Source organism: Kitasatospora sp. SolWspMP-SS2h (genome assembly GCF_003259315.1).
In the GTDB taxonomy this organism is placed as follows: domain Bacteria; phylum Actinomycetota; class Actinomycetes; order Streptomycetales; family Streptomycetaceae; genus Kitasatospora; species Kitasatospora fiedleri.
In genome coordinates this window covers 1-22,842 of the sequence record NZ_QLLT01000007.1, presented here as the reverse complement: position 1 = coordinate 22,842, position 22,842 = coordinate 1, and the positions used below count along the sequence as shown (strand labels likewise).

The following is a 22,842-nucleotide window of genomic DNA, read 5'->3' as shown; positions in this document are numbered from 1 at the left end:
GGGAGGGCGGGTGAGCGCCGGCGGGGTCAGTTGAAGGTGTCCGGGTCCGGTCCGGTGCGCAGGCCCCGGTCGGTGGCCGCGATCGCCGCCAGGTCGTCCTCGGTGAGGGCGAAGTCGAAGACGTCCAGGTTCTGCCGGATCCGGGCCGGGGTGACCGACTTGGGGATCACCAGGTTGCCGAGCTGGAGGTGCCAGCGCAGCACCACCTGGGCGGGGGACTTGCCGGTGCGCTCGGCGATCGCGGTGATCGCCGGGTCGTCCAGCACGGCGCCCTGGGCGAGCGGGCTCCACGCCTCGGTGGCGATGCCGTGCGCGGCGTGGAAGGCGCGCAGTTCGGCCTGCTGGAGGCCGGGGTGCAGCTCGACCTGGTTGACGGCCGGGACGGGGCCGCCGGCCTCGATCAGCCGGGTCAGGTGCGCGGGCTGGAAGTTGGAGACGCCGGCGGCGCGGATCCGGCCCGCGGCGGCGAGCTCCCCGATCGCCCGCCAGGAGTCGGTGTACCGGTCCCGGGCCGGGGTGGGCCAGTGGATCAGGTACAGGTCGGCGTACTCCAGGCCGAGCCGGTCGAGGCTGGCGTCGAAGGCCCGCAGCGTCTCGTCGTGGCCCTGGTCGGCGTTCCACAGCTTGGTGGTGACGAACAGCTCCTCGCGCGGCAGCCCGGACGCGGCCAGCGCCTTCCCGACGCCGTGCTCGTTGCCGTAGACCGCGGCGGTGTCGATGCTGCGGTAGCCGGCCTCCAGGGCGGCGGCGACGGCCGCGGTGGTCTCCTCGTCCGGGACCTGGAAGACGCCGAAGCCGAGCTGCGGCATCTCGACGCCGTTGTTGAGGGTCACATGGGGGACGGTGGTGCTCATGTTCCTTCTCCAGTCGGGGGGTTCGAGGGTTCTCAGTGGTTCAGGGCCGGGACGCGGGCTGCGCCGGGGGCCGGTGCGCGGCGCTCCAGCACCGCCGAGGCCACGGCCAGCAGCAGCGCGGAGCCGGCCAGCAGCGCGCCCACCCAGTTCGGGGCGGTGTAGCCGAACCCGGCGGTGATCACCGCCCCGCCGAGCCAGGCGGCCAGCGCGTTGCCCAGGTTGAATGCTCCGATGTTGACGGCCGAGGCCAGCGTCGGCGCGCCGTGCGCCTGGTCCAGGACCCGCTTCTGCAGCGGCGGCACGGTGGCGAAGCCCAGCGCGCCGATCAGCAGCAGGGTGACGGCGGCGGTGACCCGGTGGTGCGCGGTGACGGTGAACAGGGCGAGCACGACGGTCAGGGCGCCCAGGGTGGTGAACAGCATCGGCATCAGCCGGCGGTCGGCGAACCGCCCGCCCAGCAGGTTGCCCAGGAACATGCCGACCCCGAGCAGCGCCAGCAGCCAGGTCACCCCGCCCTCGGAGAACCCGGCGACCTCGGTCATCATCGGCTTGACGTAGGTGATCGCGGCGAACACCCCGCCGAAGCCGAGCACCGTCATGCCCATCGCCAGCACCACCTGGACGTTCCGGAACGCCGCCAGCTCCCGCCGCAGGTGCGCCCCCTCGGGCCGGGGCAGCTCCGGCACCAGCCGGGCGATGCCGAGCAGCCCGACCACGCCGAGCGCGGCGACGGCGGCGAAGGTGGCCCGCCAGCCGACCTGCTGGCCGACGAAGGTGCCCAGCGGCACGCCGACCACGTTGGCCACCGTCAGCCCGGTGAACATGGTCGCGATCGCCCCGGCCTTCCGCTCCGGCGCGACCAGCTCGGCGGCGACCACCGACCCGATCCCGAAGAACGCGCCGTGCGCGAGCGAGGCGACGATCCGCCCGGCGAGCATCGCCCCGAACCCGGGCGCCAGCGCGGACAGCAGGTTGCCCGCGGTGAACAGCACCATCAGCAGCATCAGCATCCGCTTGCGGCTGATCCGGGTCCCGAGCACGGTCATCAACGGAGCCCCGACCACCACGCCGAACGCGTAGCCGGTGACCAGCAGACCGGCGGTCGGGATGCCCACCCCGAAGTCGGCCGCGACCTCGGGCAGCAGCCCCATGATCACGAACTCGGTGGTGCCGATCCCGAACGCCCCGATGGCCAGGGCGAGAAGCGCGAGGGGCATGACGCGAACCTCCATACAATTGCCAGTGCGCCTTACAAGCTTAGACAATAATTGCACACGCACACACTTGCAAACGCAACGAACCTTGAGCCCGGTCCCACCCCCCGAGCAGCGAGCCCAGGGCACGGCCCCCGACAACCCACCCGGGAGACCACCATCACCCGCCCCGGGGGACGCCGCAGACCCGCCCCGACCCCGCGAAGCCGCCTGCGGCAGGCCGACAGCAGCGGGACGGGCATCCTCAGCCCGCATGTGCCCCACCGCCCGCGACAAGGCTCACCCCGCGCCAGAGAACCGCCCGCGCCTGCCCGGCACCTGCCGCAAGGCCCGCCCCGAACCGGCGAAACCGTCTGCGGCGAGCCCACGGGACACCCGCCGACAGAAACCCGCCCCGGGTCGCCGAAGCCCCCGCCCCGGCGACCCCGCTGCGACCCGTGGCGAGCCCACCGGGCGGCGCTGAACCCGGCCCGTGGAGCGCCGCAGGCCCGTCCTCCCGGCCCGCCCCGGCCCGCAACGCGGAGACCCCGCCACGGCCGGGAGCCGTGGCGGGGTCTTCGGGTGGTGCGGGGTCGGGCGGTCGGGCCGTCGGGCGGTCAGGCGATCAGGCCGGGGATCTCCTGGATCGCGAACCAGAGCAGTTCGTGGTCCTCCGCGCCGTCGACGGTGAACTGCGCGTCCTGGTCGCCGCCGTCCGCGGCGGTGACCGCGCCGGCGGCGGCCGTCACGTCGGCCAGGACGTCCGGGTCGGTGTCGTCGGCGTGGACCGCGGCGGCCTTGGCGAGGCGGATCGGGCCGGCCAGGACGACCCGGCCGAGCGAGGCCTGGTCCTGGTACTCGTCGCCGGGGAACGGCGTCACCGCCGAGTCGGCGACCTCGGCGGCCAGCACCACCCGGCGGCGCGGGGCGTCCGGGTCGGCGGCCAGCAGCCGGACCGAGGAGAGCGCCGCCCGGTTGAGGGCCGCGTACTCCAGCTCCTCCAGGTCGTCGCTGACGTACCACTCGCGCAGCGCGGGCGTCACGGCGTAGGCGACGCTCTGCTCCAGGACGCCCTCGGGGTGCGCCACCGCCAGGTCCTTCAACGTGGTCGGCACGTACACGCGCATCGGGGCACCCTTCTGACGGTCTCACTGTGCGACGGGTCAAGAATACGCAGCCCGCCGGGCGGCCCGCGATGGCCCTCCGGCGCCCGGCCCCTGCGCCGATCAGGTCACGGCCGACGTCCCCCTACGGGCCGTTCCGCTGCCCGAGCCGCCGTCAACTTCGCGCTCCGGCACCGGCCGCGCCACCGTTGCGGCCGACGGGCCGCCACCCGTACGGGTGGATTTCCGGGCGTCGCCGCAGCAGCCGGAAACCCCTTGGCCCGCCCTCCGCCCGCCCGGTAGCAAAGGCCCCGACAGCAGCACCGCCCCCGACACTCCCGCCACCGAGAGGGCCACGATGACCGAGCAGATGACCGAGCAGCAGCTCACCCGGACGCCCGGCCCCCGGATCCGTCCACTGGTCCGCCCCGCGCCCGCCACCCGCCGACCGGTCCGCCACCCCCACCCGCCCCAGGCCCCGACCCCGGCCACGCACCCGCACTCGTACCCGCACCCCCACCCGCCCGGCGACGGCCCCCGCCCGGTCCGCAGCCCCCGCGCGGCCTGCGACGGGCCCCGCCCGCCGTACCGGCCCCGGACGGCCGCGCCCGGCGGCGGCGGGCACGCCGAGCTCGCGGGGCGGTTCGCGCACCGGCTGGTGGAGGTGCTGTGCGGGGCCCGCCCGGTGCACCAGTTGCAGCGGCACACCACCCTGCCGGGCTTCCACCAGCTCGCCGCGCTGGTCCGGACCGGCCCGCTGCGCCCGCGCGGCCGCACCCAGCGCCCGCGGCTGGGCCGGGTGCACGACTGCGCGCCGGGCCCGGGCGCGGTGGAGGCGTGCGTACGGGTGGAGCTCGGTCCCCGGCACCACCTGCTGGCCTTCCGGCTGGAGCGGCACACCCGCACCGGCCAGTGGCAGTGCGCCGCCGTGGAGACCGGATGAGGCCCGGGAACGCGGCGGGGCGCCGCCCCCCGGAGGAAGCGGCGCCCCATTCGGCGGAAGCGGCAGCGGCAGCGGCAGTGGAAACCGTTGCCGGTGCCGGTGCCGGTCCGGGCTCAGGCCTTGCGGCGCCGGCCGCCCTTCGCCGCCTTGGCGGCCTTGCGGCGCTCGGCGCGGGTCAGTCCGTCGCCCTCGTCGAGCGGCCCGTCCTCCTCGAAGTCGCCCTCGATCACGCCGCCGCCGACCTGGTCGGAGGGGGCGATGTAGTGGAGCTTCTTGCGCTCGGGGGCCTCCAGGCCCTTGGCGCGGATCTCCGGGCGGGCGGCCGGGACGGCGGCGTCCTTCTCCAGCTTGTCGAGCAGCACCTGCTCGTCGTCCGGGACCGGGACCTCCTCGACCTGCTGCTCGACCTGGACCTCCAGGTTGAACAGGTAGCCGACGGACTCCTCCTTGATGCCCTCCATCATCGCGGAGAACAGGTCGAAGCCCTCGCGCTGGTACTCGACCAGCGGGTCGCGCTGGGCGTAGGCGCGCAGCGCGATGCCCTCCTGGAGGTAGTCCATCTCGTAGAGGTGCTCGCGCCAGCGGCGGTCCAGCACCGAGAGGACGACCCGGCGCTCCAGCTCGCGCATGATCTGCTCGCCGAGCTGGTCCTCGCGGCGGCCGTACGCGGCGGCGATGTCCTCCTGGATGGCCTTGGTGAGGTACTCGGGGGTGAGACCGCCCTGGTCCGCGGCCTCCTCCTCCAGCTCGTCCAGGTCGAGCGAGACCGGGTAGAGCTGCTTGAGCGCGGTCCACAGCTTGTCGAGGTCCCAGTCGTCCTCGAAGCCCTCGCCGGTGGCGGCGTTGACGTACGCGGCGACGGTGTCGTCCATGAAGTGGCCGACCTGCTCCTGCAGGTCCTCGCCCTCCAGGACGCGGCGGCGCTCGCCGTAGATGACCTCGCGCTGGCGGTTGAGGACCTCGTCGTACTTGAGGACGTTCTTGCGGATCTCGAAGTTCTGCTGCTCGACCTGGGTCTGCGCGGAGGCGATGGCGCGGGTGACCATCTTCGACTCGATCGGCACGTCCTCCGGGACGTTCGCCATCGACAGCACGCGCTCGACCATGCCGGCCTTGAACAGGCGCATCAGGTCGTCGCCCAGCGACAGGTAGAACCGGGACTCGCCCGGGTCGCCCTGGCGGCCGGAGCGGCCGCGCAGCTGGTTGTCGATCCGGCGGGACTCGTGCCGCTCGGTGCCCAGGACGTACAGGCCGCCGATCTCCTGCACCTCCTCCTGCTCCGCCTTGACCGCGGCCTTGGCCTTCTCCATCGCGGCGGGCAGCGCGGCCTCGTACTCCTCCGGGGTCTCCTCCGGGGTGATGCCGCGCTGGGCCAGCTCGGCGGCGGCCAGGTGCTCGGGGTTGCCGCCGAGCATGATGTCGGTGCCGCGGCCGGCCATGTTGGTGGCGACGGTGACGGCGCCCTTGCGGCCGGCCTGCGCGACGATCTGCGCCTCGCGCTCGTGGTGCTTGGCGTTCAGCACCTCGTGCGGGATGCCGCGCTTGCGCAGCTCCTGCGACAGGTACTCGGACTTCTCGACCGAGACGGTGCCGACCAGGACCGGCTGGCCGTCCTCGTGGCGCTTGGCGATGTCCTCGACCACGGCGGCGAACTTGGCCGGCTCGGACTTGTAGATCAGGTCGGGCTGGTCGATCCGCTTGGGGCTCTTGTTGGTCGGGATCGGGACCACGCCGAGCTTGTAGATCTGGTGGAACTCGGCCGCCTCGGTGGTGCCGGTACCGGTCATGCCGGACAGCTTGTCGTACAGGCGGAAGAAGTTCTGCAGGGTGATGGTGGCCAGCGTCTGGTTCTCGTTCTGGACCTCGACGCCTTCCTTGGCCTCGATCGCCTGGTGCATGCCCTCGTTGTAGCGGCGGCCGGCCAGGATGCGGCCGGTGTGCTCGTCGACGATCATGACCTCGCCGTTGATGACGACGTAGTCCTTGTCGACCTTGTAGAGCTCCTTGGCCTTGATGGCGTTGTTCAGGAAGCCGACCAGCGGGGTGTTCACCGACTCGTAGAGGTTGTCGATGCCCAGGTAGTCCTCGACCCGGGAGACGCCCTCCTCCAGGATGCCGACGGTGCGCTTCTTCTCGTCGACCTCGTAGTCGCGGTCGATCTTGAGGCGCTGCACCAGCTTGGCGAAGTCGTTGTACCACTTGGTGGCCTGGTCCGCCGGGCCCGAGATGATCAGCGGGGTGCGGGCCTCGTCGATCAGGATCGAGTCGACCTCGTCGACGATCGCGAAGTTGTGGCCGCGCTGCACCAGTTCGTCCTGCGACCACGCCATGTTGTCGCGCAGGTAGTCGAAGCCGAACTCGTTGTTGGTGCCGTACGTGATGTCCATCCCGTACTGGCGCTTGCGCTCGGCCGGCGACATGTTCGCCAGGATCACGCCGACCTCCAGGCCCAGGAAGCGGTGCACCCGGCCCATCCACTCCGAGTCGCGCTCGGCGAGGTAGTCGTTGACGGTGATCAGGTGCACGCCCTTGCCGGTCAGCGCGTTCAGGTACGCGGGCAGGGTGCCGACCAGGGTCTTGCCCTCGCCGGTGCGCATCTCCGCGACGTGCCCGTGGTGCAGGGCGGCGCCGCCCATGATCTGCACGTCGTAGTGGCGCTGCCCCAGCACGCGCTTGGCGGCCTCGCGGACGGTCGCGAACGCCTCGGGGAGGATGTCGTCGAGGCTCTCGCCGTCGGCCAGGCGGGTCTTGTACTCGTCGGTCAGCGCGCGCAGCTCTTCGTCGGTGAGGTTGACGAAGTCCTCTTCGATCGAGTTGACCTGGGCGGCGATCCGCTGCAGTTTGCGGAGGATCTTGCCCTCGCCTGCGCGCAGGATCTTGTCGAAGACGGACACGTGAGCGGGCTCCTTGCCTCATTCGGCTCTGGATGACTGCCGGTGGGGAGTCCACCCCACCGTACGGGCCATCGTATGCGAGGAGTCCGAGCGGCCGGGAGGTCCGTCAGCACGGTATTCCTGTGTCACCCCTGGGAGCACATCGTCCGATGCCGGGTCCAAACGGTCAAAGCGGTTCGCCGACGGCCGGTTGTCAGTGCCGGCGCCTAGCCTCGCCCCATGGCCGAGACCTTTGCCGAGACGTTCCCCGAAACCTCCGCCGCGGCCGCCGCGACGCCCGGGCCCGCCGTCCGGATCACCGCCGACCACGCCCGTCGGCTCGCGCTGCGCGCCCAGGGCCTGCTCGGCTCCCCCGACCGCCGCTCCGGCCCGCGGGGCGTGCTGCGGCAGCTCGGCGCCGTCCAGCTGGACACCATCTCGGTGCTGGCCCGCTCGCACGAGCTGGTGCCGTACGCCCGGCTCGGCGCGGTCGGCCGCCGCCCGGTCGAGCAGGCGTACTGGGGCCGGGGCACCGCCTTCGAGTACTGGTCGCACGCGGCCTGCGTGCTGCCGATCGAGGAGTGGCCGCTGTTCGCGTTCCGCCGCCGCGCCTACCGGGACGAGGGCCGGGTCTGGGGCCACCGGGTCTCGCCGGAGGCGTACGCCCGGGTGATCGACCAGCTGCGCGCCGAGGGCCCGCTGACCTCCACCGCGCTCGGCGGCGCCAAGCGGACCTCCGAGTGGTGGGACTGGTCCGACACCAAGATCGCCGTGGAACGGGCGCTCGCCTTCGGTGACGTGGTGGTCACCGAGCGGCGCGGCTGGAAGCGGGTCTACGACCTGGCCGAACGGGCCGTCCCCGCCGAGCTGTTCGGGCAGGACCCGACCGACGCCGAGTGCCTGGTGCGGCTGGTGGCGCAGGCCGGGGCCGCGCTGGGCGTGGCCACCCGGGCCGACCTGATGGACTACCACCGCCTCAAGGGCGCCCAACTGGCCGCCGCGCTCCCGGAGTCGGGCCTGGTCCCGGTCGAGGTGGAGGGCTGGGGCGCCCCCGCCTGGGCCGACCCGGCGGCGCTGGCCGCGGAGCCGCGCGGGCGCCACCGCACCACCCTGCTCTCCCCGTTCGACTCGCTGGTCTGGGACCGCCCGCGCACCGAGCGGATCTTCGGCATGAGCCACCGCCTGGAGGCGTACACCCCCAAGCACAAGCGGGTGCACGGCTACTTCGCGATGCCGCTGCTGGCCGCCGGCCGGCTGGTCGGCCGGGTCGACCCGGCCCGCGAGGGCGGCGTCCTGGTGGCCCGTCAGGTCTCGCTGGACGCGCCGAAGTTCGTCCCCGCGCTGGCCGAGGCGCTGCGCGAGGCCGCCGACTGGGTGGGCTGCTCGGACGTCCGGGTGGAGCGGCTGGCGGACGAGTCGCTGCGACCGGAGCTGGAACGGCTGCTGGGCTGAACCGGGGTCGGCCGAGCGGCGGCCGGGCCGAGCCATGCCCGGCCGAGCGGCTGATGGGCCGAACGGCGACGGCCGCCGGGCCCGGTCGGGTCCGACGGCCGTTCCCGGCGCGCGCTCAGCCTATTTCGAGGATCTTCTCACGCATCGCGTACACCACCGCCTCCATCCTGGAGTGCAGTTGGAGCTTTTCCAGGATGTTGCGCACGTGGTTCTTCACCGTGTTCTCGCTGATGAACAGCTCCTTGGCGATCTCCCGGTTGTTCATCCCGGTGGCCACCAGCTTGAGCACCTCCAGCTCCCGGTCGGTCAGCCGGGGCGCGGGCAGCAGCTCCCGGTCGTCCGAGCGGCGCTGGATCATCGACTTGAACTCGGTCAGCAGCTTGGCCGCCATCGACGGGCTGATCTGCGACTGCCCGTCGGCCACCGCGCGGATCGCGGTGGCCACCTCGTCGGTGGAGATCTCCTTCAGCAGGTAACCGGTGGCCCCCGCCTTGATCGCCTCGTAGAGGTCGGCCTCCTCGTCGCTGATCGTCAGCATGATGATCTTGGCGCTGGGCACCACGTCCTTGATCGCGGTGCACGCCTCGATGCCGCTGCGCCGGGGCATCCGGACGTCCATCAGGATGATGTCCGGCAGCAGGTCGGCGGCTTTCAGCACGGCTTCCGCGCCGTCCCCGGCCTCGCCGATCACCCGGATGTCCGGCTCCTCGGCGAGCACGATCTCCAGGCCGCGGCGGAACAGCGCGTGGTCGTCCACCACCAGCACCCGGATCGGCTCCTCCCGGCGCGGCGGGAAGCCGGCGTCCCCGGGCCCCAGCCGCTCGCGCGACAGCTCCGCCATCCGCTCCTCCCCCGCCCTCCGGTCACGTCCGACGCGCCCATCATTCCACGGCCCGGACCCGCCGCGATCACCCTGCGCCGTCGAACCGCCCGGCTGGGTGACCCCGCCCGCCCCGGTCCGTCCCACCCGTCCCGGCAGCCCCACCGTCGGCCCGCGCACGCGCTGGCGGCCCCCGCATACGCCGGTGGCCCCGGCGGCCGGGAGGGCCGCCGGGGCCACCGTGGTGCTCCGGCCGCGGGCGGGGCCCGCCGTCGGTCCCGCCTACTCCTCGTCGGGCCCGTTGATCGCGCCGCCCGCCCCCGCGACGTCCGCGGCGGCGGCCTGGTCCTCCTTGAGGTGGATCACGCCGTAGTGGTAGCCGTGCCGGCGGTAGACCACGCTCGGCAGGCCGCTGTCCTTCTCCTGGAAGAGGTAGAAGTCGTGGCCCACCAGCTCCATCGCGTACAGCGCCTGGTCCAGCGACATCGGCGCCGCGGCGTGCGTCTTCTCGCGGACCACCAGCGGCCCGTCGCCCTCCACCTCCAAGCTGCCCGCCACGGTCCGGCGGGCCGCGCCGTCGGTCTCCGGGGCGGCCTCGGTGGCGGGCAGGTCGGCCAGCGCGGCGGTCGCCGCGGCGACGCTGAGCGGCGTCCGCCCGTTGACCCCGCCCTTGTGCACCCGGCGGCGGTCGGCGGACTTGCGCAGCTGCGCCTCCAGCTTCGCGGAGGCGAGGTCCAGGGCCGCCCACGGGTCGCTGGCGGACGCCTCGGCCCGGATCACCGGGCCCCGGCTGCGGAGGGTGATCTCCACCCGGTCGGCGCGGTCGGCCTGGCGCGGGTTGGGCTCCTTGGACACCTCGACATCCAGGCTGATCGCCTTGGTGTCGAACTTCTGGACCTTCTCCAGCTTCTCGGCCACGTGCTCGCGGAACCTCTTGGGCACCTCGGTCTTGCGGCCCTTGACGACGATGTCCACGCAGAACTCCGATCCCTCGTGCTGACCGGCTCGGAGTGCGTCCCGAACCGGCGTGAGACCCAGCCGGACCAGTCGGCCGCCGCCCGCCCCCCGGAACACCGCCCGGGGAACCCGCGAGGACCGCCGGCCCTTACCTCACTTCCTCCCCACCAGGAGAATTCGAAACCCCTGGAAATCTCATGCAACACCTGACGCGGGGATCTCGCCTCCCCAGTCGGACGACCGTAACGAGGTCCGGCCGGCGGCCCGGCTGTTCCCCCCTGTCTACCCACTTACGGGTGAAACATCGGCGAACGGCTGGACAACACGCCCGGCACCGCCCACCGTATGGCTGATGCCGCCGCCCGGCGGGCGTCCCGGAGGGGTTCCGTGACCAGCCGCAGCACCGCCCACCAGCCCGGATCCGGTCCGGCCCCGGTCCTCGCCGCCCTGCTCGACCTGCTGCTCCCCGCCCGCTGCGCCGGCTGCGGAAGCGGCCTCACCGGCCTGTGCCCGCCCTGCCGCGCGCTGCTGGACGGCGCCGCCGCCGGGCCGGCCGGGCCGCACCGCCCGCCGCCCGGGCTGCCGCCGGTGCACGCCGCCGCCCGCTACGCCGGGCCGGTGCGCCAACTACTGCTCGCCCACAAGGAACGCGGCGCGCTCCGGCTGGCCGCCCCGCTGGGCACCGCGCTGGCCGCCGCCGTGCGCTCCGCGACCGGCGCGGGCGCCGCCCCGCTGCTGCTGGTGCCGGTGCCCTCGGCCCGGGCCGCCACCCGGGCCCGCGGCCACGACCCGACGCTGCGGCTGGCCCGGGCCGCGGCCCGCGAACTGCGCCGCGGCGGCGTCGCCACCCTGGTCGCGCCGGTGCTGCGGCACAGCCGTCCGGTGGCCGACCAGGCGGGCCTGGGCGCCGCCGAGCGCCGCCGCAACCTGGACGGGGCGCTGGCCGTGCCGGCCCGGGACGCCCGGCGGCTGGCCGGGCACCGACTGGTGCTGGTGGACGACCTGGTGACCACCGGGGCGAGCCTGGCCGAGGCGGCCCGGGCGCTGCGCGCGGCGGGCTGCCCGCCGCGGGCGGCCGCCACCGTCGCGGCCGCCGCCCGGCGGGACCGGGGAGGCCGGGGCCGCGGGCGGGCTCAGCCCGGGTAGATGAACGCCGTGGCGGTCTTCCCCTTGGTGGGCACCTCGTGCCACTGGTTGTCCTTGAGCAGCGACAGGCCGCGCTCCGAGGAGGCGAGCACGGCCGAACCGGCCGGACCGCCCGAGCCCGCCGGCCCGCCGGGGCCGGCCGGCAGCCGGGCCTCGGTCGCGGACAGCGCGGTCATCGAATCGCCGCCCTGGAGCGGGGAGTCGGTGGACTGCGAGCCGTCGGTGCCCAGGAAGTGCAGCTGCTGGAGCCGGTCGGCCTCCTTGCCGAGCACCACCAGCTGGTCGGTGTCGCCCCAGGAGACGGCGGCGACCTCGGTCAGCTGCGGCGCGACGTCGCGCAGCGCGGTGATCCGGGCGGTCGGCTGCTGCGCGGTGCCGCCGTGCTGAACCAGGCCGAGCAGCAGGGTGGTCGGGCCGTCGCCGCGGCGGACCAGCAGGGCGATCCGAGTGCCGTCGGAGGAGATCCGCAGCGACTGCACGCTCTGCCCGTTCAGCCCGTCGACCTGCACCGTGGCGACGGTGCGGTCACGCACCATCAGCACCTTGGGCGAGGCCGGGTCGCGGTCGACCAGCCACAGGTCCTGCCGCCCGTCCCAGCTGGGCGAGGCCAGTCCCTGGCCGGGCTGGGGGGCGCGGCTGTGCACGACCGGCTCGCCGTACTTGGCGCCGTCGGCCAGCTCGGCCTCCACCAGGTCGCGGCCGTCGGCACCGACCACCGCGGCGGCGCCGCCGTCCCGGCGGACCGCGACGGCGGCGTTGCCGGGCCGGAACTGGCCGGGCTGCGGGGCCTGCCCGAGCACCCCGGGGACGGGGACCGGGTCGAGGCCGGTGTCCTGGTAGCGGGTGAGCCGGCCGTCGTCCAGCTGGATGTACGCGGCGACGCCGTCGTCGGTGCCGGCCAGCACGCCGGGGGCGACCAGCGCGGCCTCGGCGCTACTGAGCGAGCAGCCACCGCCGCCGGTCATCGACAGGTCGAGCCGGTCCAGTTTGCTCTGCTGGTCGGCCAGGGTCTGGAAGAGCTGCTGGGCCATCTGCTTGCAGGCGGCCGGGTCGCCGCCCTCCAGCCGGACGGTGGCCGTCCGGTTGTCGCCGACCGAGGCGCCGAGCACCCGGACGTCGTCGAGCCTGGAGGTCACCACCGGGCCGAGCCAGCGCGAGGGCCCGTCGGCGGTGGCCTGGGCGGCCTCGGTGAGCGGGTCTATTCGGCGGCGCAGGTAGATCGGGTCGGGCACCAGCACCGGGGAGGTCTGCGAGGGGGCGGCGGAGGGGTCGGCCTGGGCGAAGAAGTAGCGGTGGACCGGCTTGTAGGTGTTCTTGAAGTTGGTCTGGTCGACGATCAGGCCGTCGGGCAGGTCGCTGATCCGCCACTCGCCCTTGTTCGGGCCGTCGGACTCCTTCACGAAGACGAAGGTCCGCTCGTACGGGTCGTTGGAGTGGGCCTGGTAGCTGTGCTTGGCGTCGAGCGCGGCGACCTGCTTGCCCGTGACCTGCAGTTCGACGGAGACGGCGTCCTCCGCGGGGGGCAGCCCGGGGGGCGAGTTCGGGGCGCCGGCCAGCACCACCACGCCCGCGTCGGGCTTCCAGTTCTGGGCCGCGACGGCGGTCAGGTACTGCTTGGCGGTGTCGTAGTCGGCCTGGTCGGCGTTGGAGGAGTCCAGGAAGCCGGCCAGCAGGTCCCGGGGGGTCTCGCCCTTGTGCGGGGCGACGGGGTAGACGTGCACCTGGAGGGCGTCGGCGGCGTTCTGCGAGACCTCCAGGCGCTGCGGGGCGCCGCCCGAGGGCATCGAGACGCAGCCGGTGGCGGCGGTCGCCAGCAGCACCGCCCAGCCCACCGCGAGGGCCCGCCGGTCAGCCGTCCTGTCGGTCCTGCGCACCGGCGGTCCCCTTCTGGTCGGTGTCGGCGCCGTCCGGTGCGGGCGGGCCCGGCTGGGTCGGCCGGGCCCGGTCGACCACGATCTGCGCGCCGGTGGCGCCGTAGCCCGTGACGTCCGACGGGTCGGAGACCGGGGCGGCGGCGGGCCGGCCCAGGCCGGGGCCGATGCTGAGCACGCCGCCGATGCCGGAGCCGAAGGCGTGCCGGTCGGTGTCCGGGGTCTCCGGGACGGCGGTGGACTCGCCGCCGGGCAGCGCGGCCGTGCCGCGCGCGGTGCGGCGGTAGGGGGCGCCGGCCGAGGACATCCCGCGGTTGTAGCGGGAGTCCTCCGGCTCCAGCCGGAACGGGGCCCGGGAGATCTCGCCGCCGCGGGTGCGCGGCAGGGTCAGCCGGAAGTGCGAGCCGCCGCCGGGCTCGCCCCAGGCCTGCAGCCAGCCGCCGTGCAGGTGGGCGTCCTCGACCGCGATGGACAGGCCCAGGCCGGTGCCGCCGGTGGTCCGCACCCGGGACGGGTCGGCCCGCCAGAAGCGGTGGAACACCCGGGACGCCTCGCCCGGCTTGAGGCCGATGCCGTAGTCGCGCACGCCGACGGCGACCGCGCCCTCGGCGGAGCCGAGCCGGATCACCACGTCCCGGCCCTCGCCGTGCTCCAGCGCGTTGACCACCAGGTTGCGCAGGATGCGCTCGATCCGGCGGCCGTCGACCTCGGCGAGCACCGGGTTCTCGGCGCCGCGGATCAGCACCGCGCTGCCCTTGGCCCGGGCCAGCGGGTCGGCGGCCTCCACCACCCGGGTCACGATGTCCCGCAGGTCGACCGGTTCGGCGTCCAGGATCGCCGCGCCCGCGTCGAACCGGCTGATCTCCAGCAGGTCGGCGAGCAGCGACTCGAAGCGGTCCAGCTGGTCCTGGAGCAGCTCGGCGGAGCGGGCCGCCATCGGGTCCAGGTCCTCGCGGCTGTCGTAGATCAGGTCGGCGGCCATCCGGACGGTGGTCAGCGGGGTGCGCAGCTCGTGCGAGACGTCCGAGACGAACCGGCGCTGCACCCGGGACAGCTCCTCCAGCTTGCGGATCTGCGCCTGCAGGCCGTTGGCCATCCGGTTGAACGACTCGCCGAGCCGGGCGATGTCGTCGGTGCCGGTGACCTTCATCCGCTCGTCGAAGTGCCCGGCGGCGAGCCGCTCGGAGATCCCGGCGGCCATCCGCACCGGCGTGACGACCTGGCGGACCACCACCCAGGCGATGCAGCCGAGCAGGATCACCAGGAACAGCCCGGCGGTGGCCAGGGTGCCGATCACCAGGTTGAGGGTGGAGGTCTCCTGGTAGAAGGAGAAGACGTAGTAGAGCTGGTACGGGTTGCCGTCCGGGCCGGTGAACTGCTTGCCGATCGCCAGGCCCTTGTCGTCGTCCGGCTTGGCCTGGCTGTCCGGGGCGCGGTGCAGCCTGACCTGCTGCTCCTGCGGGTTGGCCTGGTCGGCGGCGACCTGGGCGCGCAGCGCGGGGGTGATCGAGTCGGGGAGGATCGAGCCGGAGTAGCGGGCGCCGCGCAGGTCGGCGCTGGAGGCGCTGGCCTGCTGGCCGCCGGGGGCGAGCGCGATCACCGAGTAGACGCCGGCGCCGCCGGAGGCCAGGTCGGAGACCTGCTTGGTCAGCCAGGCGTTGATCTGGTCGCGGGTCGGGTCGACGGTGGCGCCGCCCTTGTTCTGCAGGTTGATCGCTTCGTTGATCTTGTCCTGCTCGATCTGGAAACCGCCGAGGGCCTGCCCGTGGGCGGACTTCTGCTTGGTCTCCAGCAGGCCGGTGCGCACCTGGGCGACCACCACCACGCCGAGCACCAGCACCACCACGAAGGACAGCAGCAGGGTCGTCGCGACCACCCGCAGCTGGATCGAGCGGCGGTACAGCGCCAGCAGCCGGCCCACCGGATGCCGGAACGGGCGGACCACGGGCGCGAACAGCGCCGCCCACCACCGCCGGCGCGGCCGGCCGGTGGTGGAACTCAGCACGTCGCCGCGCACCGCGGGCTCCCCGCCGGAGTGCTCCTCCGCCGGGGAGCCGTCAGCCCTCGCCTCGCTCATCCTCAGCTGGGCCCGGCCTTGTACCCGACGCCGCGCACGGTGACCACGATCTCCGGACGCTCCGGGTCCTTCTCGATCTTGGAGCGCAGGCGCTGCACGTGGACGTTGACCAGCCGGGTGTCGGCCGCGTGCCGGTAGCCCCAGACCTGCTCCAGCAGCACCTCGCGGGTGAACACCTGCCAGGGCTTGCGGGCCAGCGCGACCAGCAGGTCGAACTCCAGCGGGGTCAGCGGGATGCCGCGGCCCTCGCGCTTGACGGAGTGCCCGGCGACGTCGATCACCAGGTCCCCGATGGTCAGCTGCTCCGGGGTGGGCTCCTCGGCCCGGCGCAGCCGGGCCCGCACCCGGGCGACCAGTTCCTTGGGCTTGAACGGCTTGGTCACGTAGTCGTCCGCGCCCGACTCCAGGCCGACCACGATGTCGACCGTGTCGGTCTTCGCGGTCAGCATGACGATCGGGATGCCCGACTCGGCCCGGATCTGCCGGCAGACGTCGATGCCGTCCCGTCCGGGCAGCATCAGGTCCAGCAGGACGAGGTCCGGCTTGGTCTCCCGGAAGGCGGCCAGCGCCTTGTCCCCGTCAGCGACGAAAAACGGCTCAAAACCTTCACCCCGCAGCACGATGCCGAGCATCTCGGCCAGTGCGGTGTCGTCATCGACGACGAGGACGCGTCCCTTCATGTCTCCATCTTCTCATCACCCGAATGTGACCTGCGCCGCACGGCCCCGCCGTACCGCGCCCCGACCCCCCGCCGAAGCAGTCATACCATCGCAAAGGCCGTGACCCGGGGTCCTCGGCCGGACCGTTGTGGATCAGCAACGGGACACCCCTGGGGTGCGCGTGCGCACCGTGGCACGATAAGCACCCCGAAGCACCCGAGCCAGGGTGCCCCGACGAGGAGCCTCGATGACCGAGACCCCGGGCTGGACCCCACCCGGTTCTCCTGAGCCACCGCCCGGCACCGCGGGAACCGGCCACCCGGCCGCCACCGCCGCCCTCGCTCCCGGCGCCCCCGCGACCCCCGCCCCGGCGGAGGCCGCCCCCGCCCTCCCGGGCACCCCGCTGATCCCGCTGCGGCCGCTCGGCTTCGGCGAGCTGATGGACGGTGCGTTCGCGCTGGTCCGCCGCAACTGGCGGGCCGCGTTCGGGCTCGGCCTGGGCCTCGGCGCGGTCGTCGAACTCGTCCAGGCCGGCGTCGACTGGTGGATCCACCTCAACGGCACCGACGTCGAGGCGGCGTTCTCCTCGTTCTTCACCCGCCCGGTCGCCGCCCTGGTCAGCGTCCTGGCCGCCGGACTGCTCGCCCCCGTCGTCGGCAACGCCCTCACCGGCCGGGACACCACGCTCCGGGCGGCCTGGGCCCAGGTCCGCCCCCGGCTCGGCCGGCTGCTCGGCCTGTACCTGCTGGTGGCCGCCGTCCTGATCGGCGCGCTCGCCGTCCCGGTCGGCCTGCTGGCCCTGCTGGCCGCCGCCACCGACCAGCCCGGCTGGCTGGTCCTGCTGGTCCTCGCCCCGCTGCCCGCGGTCTGGCTCTCGGTGCGGCTGCTGCTCGCCCTGCCCGCGCTGATGCTGGAGAAGCAGTCCGTCGGCCACGCCCTCAAGCGCTCCTGGCGGCTGGTCCGCGGCGCCTGGTGGCGGGTCTTCGCCCTGCTGCTGGTGTTCTCGATCTGCCTGTACTTCCTCACCGAGGTGCTGCTCCTCCCCGGCCGGCTGGTCGCCGACCTGGTCGTCGGCCTCTCCGACGGCTTCGGCAGCGACGACACCGACGCCACCGTCGGCATCGCCGTCACCGCGGTCGGCGGCACCCTCGCCCACACCGTCACCGTCCCGCTGGCCGGCGCCCTGTTCGCCCTGGTCTACGCCGACCGGCGGATCCGCCGCGAGGCGCTCGACCTCGAACTCACCGGCGCCGTCGACCGACCCGGCCCCGACCGGGCCGCCGCGCCCGCCCCCTCGGGGGTCTGACCGGATGGGGACCAGGGGGGAGGGGACGCTGCTCGCGGACGGCGCCCCCGTCGACGTACCGCGCGACGCGGCCCGCGACGCCGCGCACGAGGAGCTCCGCAAGGCCGTCTACCACCAGCACGACCCCGGCGTCGTCGAACGCGTCACGGACTGGATCGGCGACCGGATCGGCCGGGCCTTCGACGGCTTCGCCGCACCGCTCGGCGGCGGCGGCAACGCCGCGCTCGTCGTGCTGCTGGTCGTCCTGCTGGCCCTGGCCGGCCTGGCCTGGTGGCGCTACGGCGCGCCCCGCCGGGCGGCCCGCTCCACCGGCACCCTGTTCGCCGGCGCCGAAGGGCCGCGCAGCGCCGCCCGGTACCGCGCCGACGCCGCCGCGCACGCCGCCGCCGGCGCCTGGGCCGACGCCGTCCGCGACCAGATGCGCGCCCTGGTCCGCGGGCTGGAGGAACGCACCGTGCTCTCCCCCCGGCCCGGCCGCACCGCCGGCGAGGCCGCCGCCGAAGCAGGCCGCGCCCTGCCCCGGCACGCCACCGAACTCGCCTCCGCGGCACGGCTGTTCGACGACATCGCGTTCGGCGACCACCCCGCCGACGAACGCGCCTACCGGCTGCTCGCCGACCTCGACCACGCCCTCGGGCGCACCCGCCCCACGCCCGTCCCGGCCGGCGGAGGAACCGCATGACCACCACCGCCCCGCCACCCGCCACCGCCGAGCCCGCCGACGACCCCGCCGCCCCGCCGTCCGCCGGACCGGCCGGGCCGGCCCCCCGCAGCCGCCTGGGCGCGCTGTGGCGGCGCTCCCGCTGGTGGCTGCTGGCCGCCCTGGTCCTGGCCCTGGTCGGCACCCTGGTCGCCGGCATCCCCGGCAGCTCCGCCCACGACCCGCTCGACCCGCGCTCCGGCGACCCCGACGGCACCCGCGCCGCCGACCAGCTGCTGCGGCAGCACGGCATCGACTCCCGCACCGCCGCCGGCCCCGCCGAACTCGCCGCCGCCCTGCGCGCCGACGACACCACCCTCGTTCTCACCCGCCCCGGCGAACTCGCCTACCGCGACCTCGCCGCCCTCGCCGCGCTCACCCCCGGCCGCCGCAGCCGCCTCGTCCTGATCGCCCCCGACCAGCCGGCCCTGAACGCCTTCGCCCCCGGCGTCGACGCGCTCTCCGGCAGCGGCACCACCCTCCCCGTCGCCCCGTCCTGCCCGCTGCCCGAGGCCGCCCGGGCCGGCACCGCCACCCTCGGCGGCCGGAGCTACCAGGGCCGCCCCGGCGACACCGGCTGCTACCCCGCGGCCGGACACCACCTGCTGGTCAGCCGCACCCTCGGCGACCAGCAGGTGATCGCCCTGGGCACCGGCGCCCCGCTCACCAACGGACAGCTCGACCACGAGGGGAACGCCGCCCTCGCCCTCGGCCTGCTCGGCACCGACCCGCACCTGGTCTGGCAGACCCTCGGCCCGAACGACTACGCCGCCCCCGAACAGCCCCGGACCCTGGGCGACTTCATCCCCGCCGGCTGGTACTGGGGCACCCTGCAACTCGCCGTGGCCGGCCTGCTCGCCGCCCTCTGGCGCGGCCGCCGCCTCGGCCCGGTGCTCACCGAACGGCTGCCCGCCGTGGTCCGCGCCTCCGAGACCACCGAGGGCCGCGCCCGGCTCTACCACCGGGCGAACGCCCGCGGCCACGCCGCCGAGACGCTGCGCCGCGCCGCCCGCCACCGGGCCGCCACCGCCCTCGGCCTCCCGCACACCACCGGGGACCCGGACCCGGCCGCCCTCACCGAGGCCGCCGCCGCCCGGCTCGGCCGCCCCGCCGCCGACCTCCAGCACCTGCTGTACGGCCCGGCCCCCACCGACGACGCCGCGCTGCTGCGGCTCGCCGACGACCTCGACGACATGGAATGGCAGGTACGACAGCCGTGACCGAAGCCGTGACCGACCAGCTGCTCAAGACCGTCCCGGACCGGTCCGGCGACGCCCGCGCCGCCCTCACCGGCCTGCGCGAGGAGATCGCCAAGGCCGTGGTCGGCCAGGACGCCGCCGTCACCGGCATCGTCGTGGCCCTGCTCTGCGGCGGCCACGTCCTGCTGGAGGGCGTCCCCGGCGTCGCCAAGACCCTGCTGGTGCGCACCCTGGCCACCGCCCTCGACGTGGGCACCAAGCGCATCCAGTTCACCCCCGACCTGATGCCCGGCGACGTCACCGGCTCCCTGGTCTACGACACCCGCACCGCCGAGTTCTCCTTCCAGCCCGGCCCGGTCTTCACCAACCTGCTGCTCGCCGACGAGATCAACCGCACCCCGCCCAAGACCCAGGCGTCCCTGCTGGAGGCCATGGAGGAGCGCCAGGTCACCGTCGACGGCGAGCCCCGCGCGCTCCCCGAGCCGTTCCTGGTCGCCGCCACCCAGAACCCGGTCGAGTACGAGGGCACCTACCCGCTGCCCGAGGCCCAGCTCGACCGCTTCCTGCTCAAGCTGATCCTCCCGCTGCCCACCCGCGACCAGGAGTTCCAGGTCCTGTCCCGGCACGCCAACGGCTTCGACCCGCGCGACCTCGCCGCGGCCGGCGTCCGCCCCGTCGCCACCGCCGCGCACCTGGCCGCCGCCCGCGCCGAGATCGCCGGGCTGACCGTCTCCCCCGAGGTCCTCGCCTATATCGTCGACCTGGTCCGGGCCACCCGGCAGTCGCCCTCGCTCGCCATGGGCGTCTCCCCGCGCGGCGCCACCGCCCTGCTCAACACCTCCCGGGCCTGGGCCTGGCTGGCCGGCCGCGACTACGTCACCCCCGACGACGTCAAGGCGCTCGCCCTGCCCACCCTGCGCCACCGCGTCCAGCTCCGGGCCGAGGCCGAGATGGAGGGCACCACCGCCGACAGCGTCATCCAGGCCGTCCTCGCCCAGACGCCCGCGCCCCGGTAGCCCGCCCGGGCCGGGCACCACCCCGGCCCACCGCCGCCCCCACCCCCAGAAAGCGAGCCAGCACCCCATGGCCCTGACCGGCCGAACGGCCCTCGTCGCCGCCCTCGGCGCCCTCCTGGTGGGACTGGCCCTGCCCTCCTGGACGGGCATCGGCGCGGTCGTGCTGCCCCTGCTCGCCGCCGTCGCCGCCGACCTGCTGCTCGCCGCCCCGGTCCGCCGCCTGCGCCTGGAACGCTCCGGCGCCCCCACCGTCCGCCTCGGCGAACCCACCAGCGTCGACCTGCTCGTCACCAACCCCTCCGGCCGCCCGCTGCGCGCCCTGGTCCGCGACGCCTGGTACCCCGCCGCCTGGGCCCCCGGCACCGCGTACGCCGCCTCCCGGCACACCGTCACCGTCCCCGCCGGCGAGCGCCGCCGCCTCACCACCCCGCTCGCCCCCACCCGGCGCGGCGACCACCACGCCGGCCAGGTCACCGTCCGCTCCCTCGGCCCGCTCGGCCTGGCCGGCCGCCAGGCCACCCTGGACGCCCCCTGCCGCATCCGCGCCCTGCCGCCCTTCACCAGCCGCAAGCACCTCCCCTCCCGCCTCTCCCGGCTGCGCGAACTCGACGGCCGCACCTCCGTCCTGACCCGCGGCCAGGGCACCGAGTTCGACTCCCTGCGCGAGTACCTCCCCGGCGACGACGTCCGCTCCATCGACTGGCGGGCCAGCGCCCGCCGCAGCACCGTCGCCGTCCGCACCTGGCGCCCCGAACGCGACCGGCACGTCCTGATCGTCCTCGACACCGGCCGCACCTCCGCCGGCCGGGTCGGCGACGCCCCCCGCCTGGACGCCGCCCTGGACGCCGCCCTGCTGCTCACCGCCCTCGCCACCAAGGCCGGCGACCGGGTCGACCTGCTCGCCCACGACCGCCACCGCCGCGCCGCCGTCGCCGGACGCTCCCCCGCCGAGGTGCTCCCCGCCTTCACCGAGGCGATGGCCCTGCTCGAACCCGCCCTGATCGAGACCGACCTGCGCGCCCTCACCTCCACCGCCCTGCGGATGGCCCCGCAGCGCTCCCTGATCGTCCTGCTCACCGGCCTCGACGCGCACCAGATCCAGGAGTCGCTGCTCCCCCGACTCCCCCTCCTCACCAAGCGCCACGAGGTCGTCCTCGCCTCCGTCGCCGACCCCCGCCTGGACGAACTCGCCCGCGCCCCCCGCACCACCGTCCGCGACGTCTACGGCGCCGCCGCCGCCGAACAGACCCGCGCCGACCGCCGCCGCACCGCCGACCTCCTCACCCGCCGCGGCGTCACCGTCCTGGACGCCCCACCCGAGACCGTCGCCCCCGCCCTCGCCGACGCCTACCTCGCCCTCAAGGCCGCCGGCCGCCTCTGACCACCCGTCTCCCCCGCCTCCGTCGAAAACCGCGTTGCCGTCCCCGCCCGCGGTTGCTTGGATGCCCGGGTGCTGTACCAAGAAGAACTGATCGCCCGCGTCCGCACCGCCTGCGAAACCGACCGCGGCCTGGACGCCGCCCTGATGTACGGCTCGTTCGCCGCCGGCGAGGCGGACGCCCACAGCGACATCGAGTTCTGGCTGTTCTTCACCCCGCGCCGCCGCGCCGAGATCGACCCGGCCGCGTGGTGCGCCGCGATCGCGCCGACCAGCCACGTCCTGCTCAACGAGTTCGGCTCCCACGTGGCCTTCTTCCCCGGCCTGGTCCGCGGCGAGTTCCACTTCGCCACCGCCGACGACATCCCCACCGTCGCCACCTGGCCCGCCCGCGGCGCCGCCGTCGACCGCATGCTCCTGGTCGACCGCAGCGGCGCCCTGGCCCCCGTCCTCGCGGCCCTCCCCCGGCACCGCGCCCCCGCCCTCGACGACCCCGACGTCCTCACCCGCCACTGCGACCCGCTCGTCAACTGGCTGGTCCTCGCCCACCACCTGACCGCCCGCGGCGAACACCTCCGCGCCTGGGACGCCCTCGGCCACGCCCACCGCCACCTCCTCTGGATGGCCCGCCTCGCCGAGAACTCCACCGCCCACTGGCTGACCCCGTCCCGCGCCGCCGAACACGAGCTCTCCCCCACCACCACGGCCGCCCTCCGCGCGGCCACCGCCCCCGCCGACGCCCACGCCCTCACCACCGCCCTACGCGCCGCCAGCACCCTCGGCCAGCGCCTCTGGACCACCCTCGCCACCCGCCACGGCCAGTCCCTCCCCACCGCCCTCTTCGCCGAACTCGACGCCGCCCTCGACACCCTCCCCACCCGATGAACCACCTCGCCTTCCGCCGGGTGAAGTGCCCTGCCCCGGACATGCAGAAAGGGCCCCAGCCGTGAGGCTGGGGCCCTTTCTTTGAAAGATTGTTCGGCGGCGTCCTACTCTCCCACAGGGTCCCCCCTGCAGTACCATCGGCGCTGTGAGGCTTAGCTTCCGGGTTCGGAATGTAACCGGGCGTTTCCCTCACGCTATGACCACCGAAACACGGTGAAACTGTGCACCGCCCACCCGTGGCGGGGTGGGGGTCGTTGTTTCAGAACAACACAGTGGACGCGAGCAACTGAGGACAAGCCCTCGGCCTATTAGTACCGGTCAACTCCACCCCTCACAGGGCTTCCATATCCGGCCTATCAACCCAGTCGTCTACTGGGAGCCTTACCCTCTCAAGGAGGTGGGAGTGCTCA

Annotated in this window: 18 protein-coding genes and 1 rRNA gene; 9 read left to right on the top strand and 10 right to left on the bottom strand. The window is 74.6% G+C overall.

Going from position 1 to position 22,842, the window contains the following annotated elements:
* Positions 1 to 26 precede the first annotated feature (26 nt).
* The 3 genes from K353_RS10245 to K353_RS10235 form a co-directional block, all read right to left on the bottom strand.
* A complete protein-coding gene (locus K353_RS10245) occupies positions 27 to 854 on the bottom strand; it encodes an aldo/keto reductase (protein WP_111553279.1) in 828 nt (275 codons plus the stop codon).
* Between the two features lie 32 nt (positions 855 to 886).
* Positions 887 to 2,071, bottom strand: a complete 1,185-nt coding sequence (locus K353_RS10240) for an MFS transporter (RefSeq protein WP_111553278.1) — start codon at positions 2,069 to 2,071, stop codon at positions 887 to 889.
* 593 nt (positions 2,072 to 2,664) lie between these two features.
* Positions 2,665 to 3,174 carry a hypothetical protein gene (locus K353_RS10235; RefSeq protein WP_111553277.1) on the bottom strand — a complete coding sequence of 170 codons (510 nt, stop codon included), beginning with the start codon at positions 3,172 to 3,174 and terminating at the stop codon, positions 2,665 to 2,667.
* 334 nt (positions 3,175 to 3,508) lie between these two features.
* Between K353_RS10235 and K353_RS10230 the strand changes: the two genes are divergently transcribed.
* Positions 3,509 to 4,093 (top strand): Rv3235 family protein, encoded by a 585-nt coding sequence (locus tag K353_RS10230; protein ID WP_111553276.1) that lies wholly within the window; start codon positions 3,509 to 3,511, stop codon positions 4,091 to 4,093.
* Positions 4,094 to 4,206: 113 nt separating this feature from the next.
* Here K353_RS10230 and secA read toward each other — a convergent pair whose 3' ends face one another.
* A complete protein-coding gene (secA, locus tag K353_RS10225) occupies positions 4,207 to 6,987 on the bottom strand; it encodes a preprotein translocase subunit SecA (RefSeq protein ID WP_111553275.1) in 2,781 nt (926 codons plus the stop codon).
* A 219-nt stretch (positions 6,988 to 7,206) separates the two neighbouring features.
* Between secA and K353_RS10220 the strand changes: the two genes are divergently transcribed.
* Positions 7,207 to 8,418 (top strand): winged helix-turn-helix domain-containing protein, encoded by a 1,212-nt coding sequence (locus K353_RS10220; protein WP_111553274.1) that lies wholly within the window; start codon positions 7,207 to 7,209, stop codon positions 8,416 to 8,418.
* A gap of 115 nt (positions 8,419 to 8,533) precedes the next feature.
* On the opposite strand, the gene K353_RS10215 is transcribed toward K353_RS10220, so the two are convergent.
* Positions 8,534 to 9,259, bottom strand: a complete 726-nt coding sequence (locus K353_RS10215; protein ID WP_111553273.1) for a response regulator transcription factor — start codon at positions 9,257 to 9,259, stop codon at positions 8,534 to 8,536.
* 261 nt (positions 9,260 to 9,520) lie between these two features.
* Positions 9,521 to 10,213: a ribosome hibernation-promoting factor, HPF/YfiA family gene (gene hpf, locus K353_RS10210; RefSeq protein ID WP_111553272.1), complete on the bottom strand. Its 693-nt coding sequence runs from the start codon at positions 10,211 to 10,213 to the stop codon at positions 9,521 to 9,523.
* Between the two features lie 369 nt (positions 10,214 to 10,582).
* Between hpf and K353_RS10205 the strand changes: the two genes are divergently transcribed.
* The gene (locus K353_RS10205) at positions 10,583 to 11,341 is read left to right on the top strand and encodes a ComF family protein (RefSeq protein WP_111553271.1); all 759 of its coding nucleotides are present in this window, start codon (positions 10,583 to 10,585) and stop codon (positions 11,339 to 11,341) included.
* Here the strand turns inward: K353_RS10205 and K353_RS10200 are convergent.
* The 3 genes from K353_RS10200 to mtrA are packed head-to-tail and all read right to left on the bottom strand — an operon-like array spanning position 11,329 to position 15,969.
* Complete coding sequence (locus K353_RS10200; protein WP_146616435.1) at positions 11,329 to 13,215, bottom strand: LpqB family beta-propeller domain-containing protein; 1,887 nt, start codon at positions 13,213 to 13,215, stop codon at positions 11,329 to 11,331. The two genes, K353_RS10205 and K353_RS10200, sit on opposite strands and share 13 nt — an antisense overlap.
* On the bottom strand, positions 13,190 to 15,289 hold the full coding sequence (mtrB, locus tag K353_RS10195; protein ID WP_111553269.1) for an MtrAB system histidine kinase MtrB: 2,100 nt from the start codon (positions 15,287 to 15,289) through the stop codon (positions 13,190 to 13,192). Before mtrB ends, K353_RS10200 begins: the two co-directional genes overlap by 26 nt.
* Positions 15,290 to 15,291: 2 nt before the next feature.
* Positions 15,292 to 15,969, bottom strand: coding sequence for an MtrAB system response regulator MtrA (gene mtrA, locus K353_RS10190; RefSeq protein ID WP_030459579.1), 678 nt, complete (start codon positions 15,967 to 15,969; stop codon positions 15,292 to 15,294).
* Between the two features lie 226 nt (positions 15,970 to 16,195).
* Here mtrA and K353_RS10185 point away from each other — a divergent pair, with 226 nt between their 5' ends.
* The 6 genes from K353_RS10185 (at position 16,196) to K353_RS36495 (ending at position 22,432) form a co-directional block, all read left to right on the top strand.
* Complete coding sequence (locus tag K353_RS10185) at positions 16,196 to 17,254, top strand: glycerophosphoryl diester phosphodiesterase membrane domain-containing protein (RefSeq protein WP_111553268.1); 1,059 nt, start codon at positions 16,196 to 16,198, stop codon at positions 17,252 to 17,254.
* Positions 17,255 to 17,258: 4 nt separating this feature from the next.
* Positions 17,259 to 17,936 carry a DUF4129 domain-containing protein gene (locus K353_RS10180; protein WP_111553267.1) on the top strand — a complete coding sequence of 226 codons (678 nt, stop codon included), beginning with the start codon at positions 17,259 to 17,261 and terminating at the stop codon, positions 17,934 to 17,936.
* A complete protein-coding gene (locus K353_RS10175) occupies positions 17,933 to 19,174 on the top strand; it encodes a DUF4350 domain-containing protein (protein WP_111553266.1) in 1,242 nt (413 codons plus the stop codon). The genes K353_RS10180 and K353_RS10175 overlap by 4 nt, the downstream gene beginning before the upstream one ends.
* Complete coding sequence (locus tag K353_RS10170) at positions 19,153 to 20,169, top strand: AAA family ATPase (RefSeq protein ID WP_370447583.1); 1,017 nt, start codon at positions 19,153 to 19,155, stop codon at positions 20,167 to 20,169. The genes K353_RS10175 and K353_RS10170 overlap by 22 nt, the downstream gene beginning before the upstream one ends.
* 67 nt (positions 20,170 to 20,236) lie before the next feature.
* Positions 20,237 to 21,550: a DUF58 domain-containing protein gene (locus K353_RS10165; RefSeq protein ID WP_111553264.1), complete on the top strand. Its 1,314-nt coding sequence runs from the start codon at positions 20,237 to 20,239 to the stop codon at positions 21,548 to 21,550.
* 69 nt (positions 21,551 to 21,619) lie between these two features.
* A complete protein-coding gene (locus tag K353_RS36495) occupies positions 21,620 to 22,432 on the top strand; it encodes a nucleotidyltransferase domain-containing protein (RefSeq protein ID WP_111553263.1) in 813 nt (270 codons plus the stop codon).
* 91 nt (positions 22,433 to 22,523) lie between these two features.
* On the opposite strand, the gene rrf is transcribed toward K353_RS36495, so the two are convergent.
* Positions 22,524 to 22,640, bottom strand: a 5S ribosomal RNA gene (gene rrf, locus K353_RS10155).
* Positions 22,641 to 22,842: the final 202 nt, after the last annotated feature.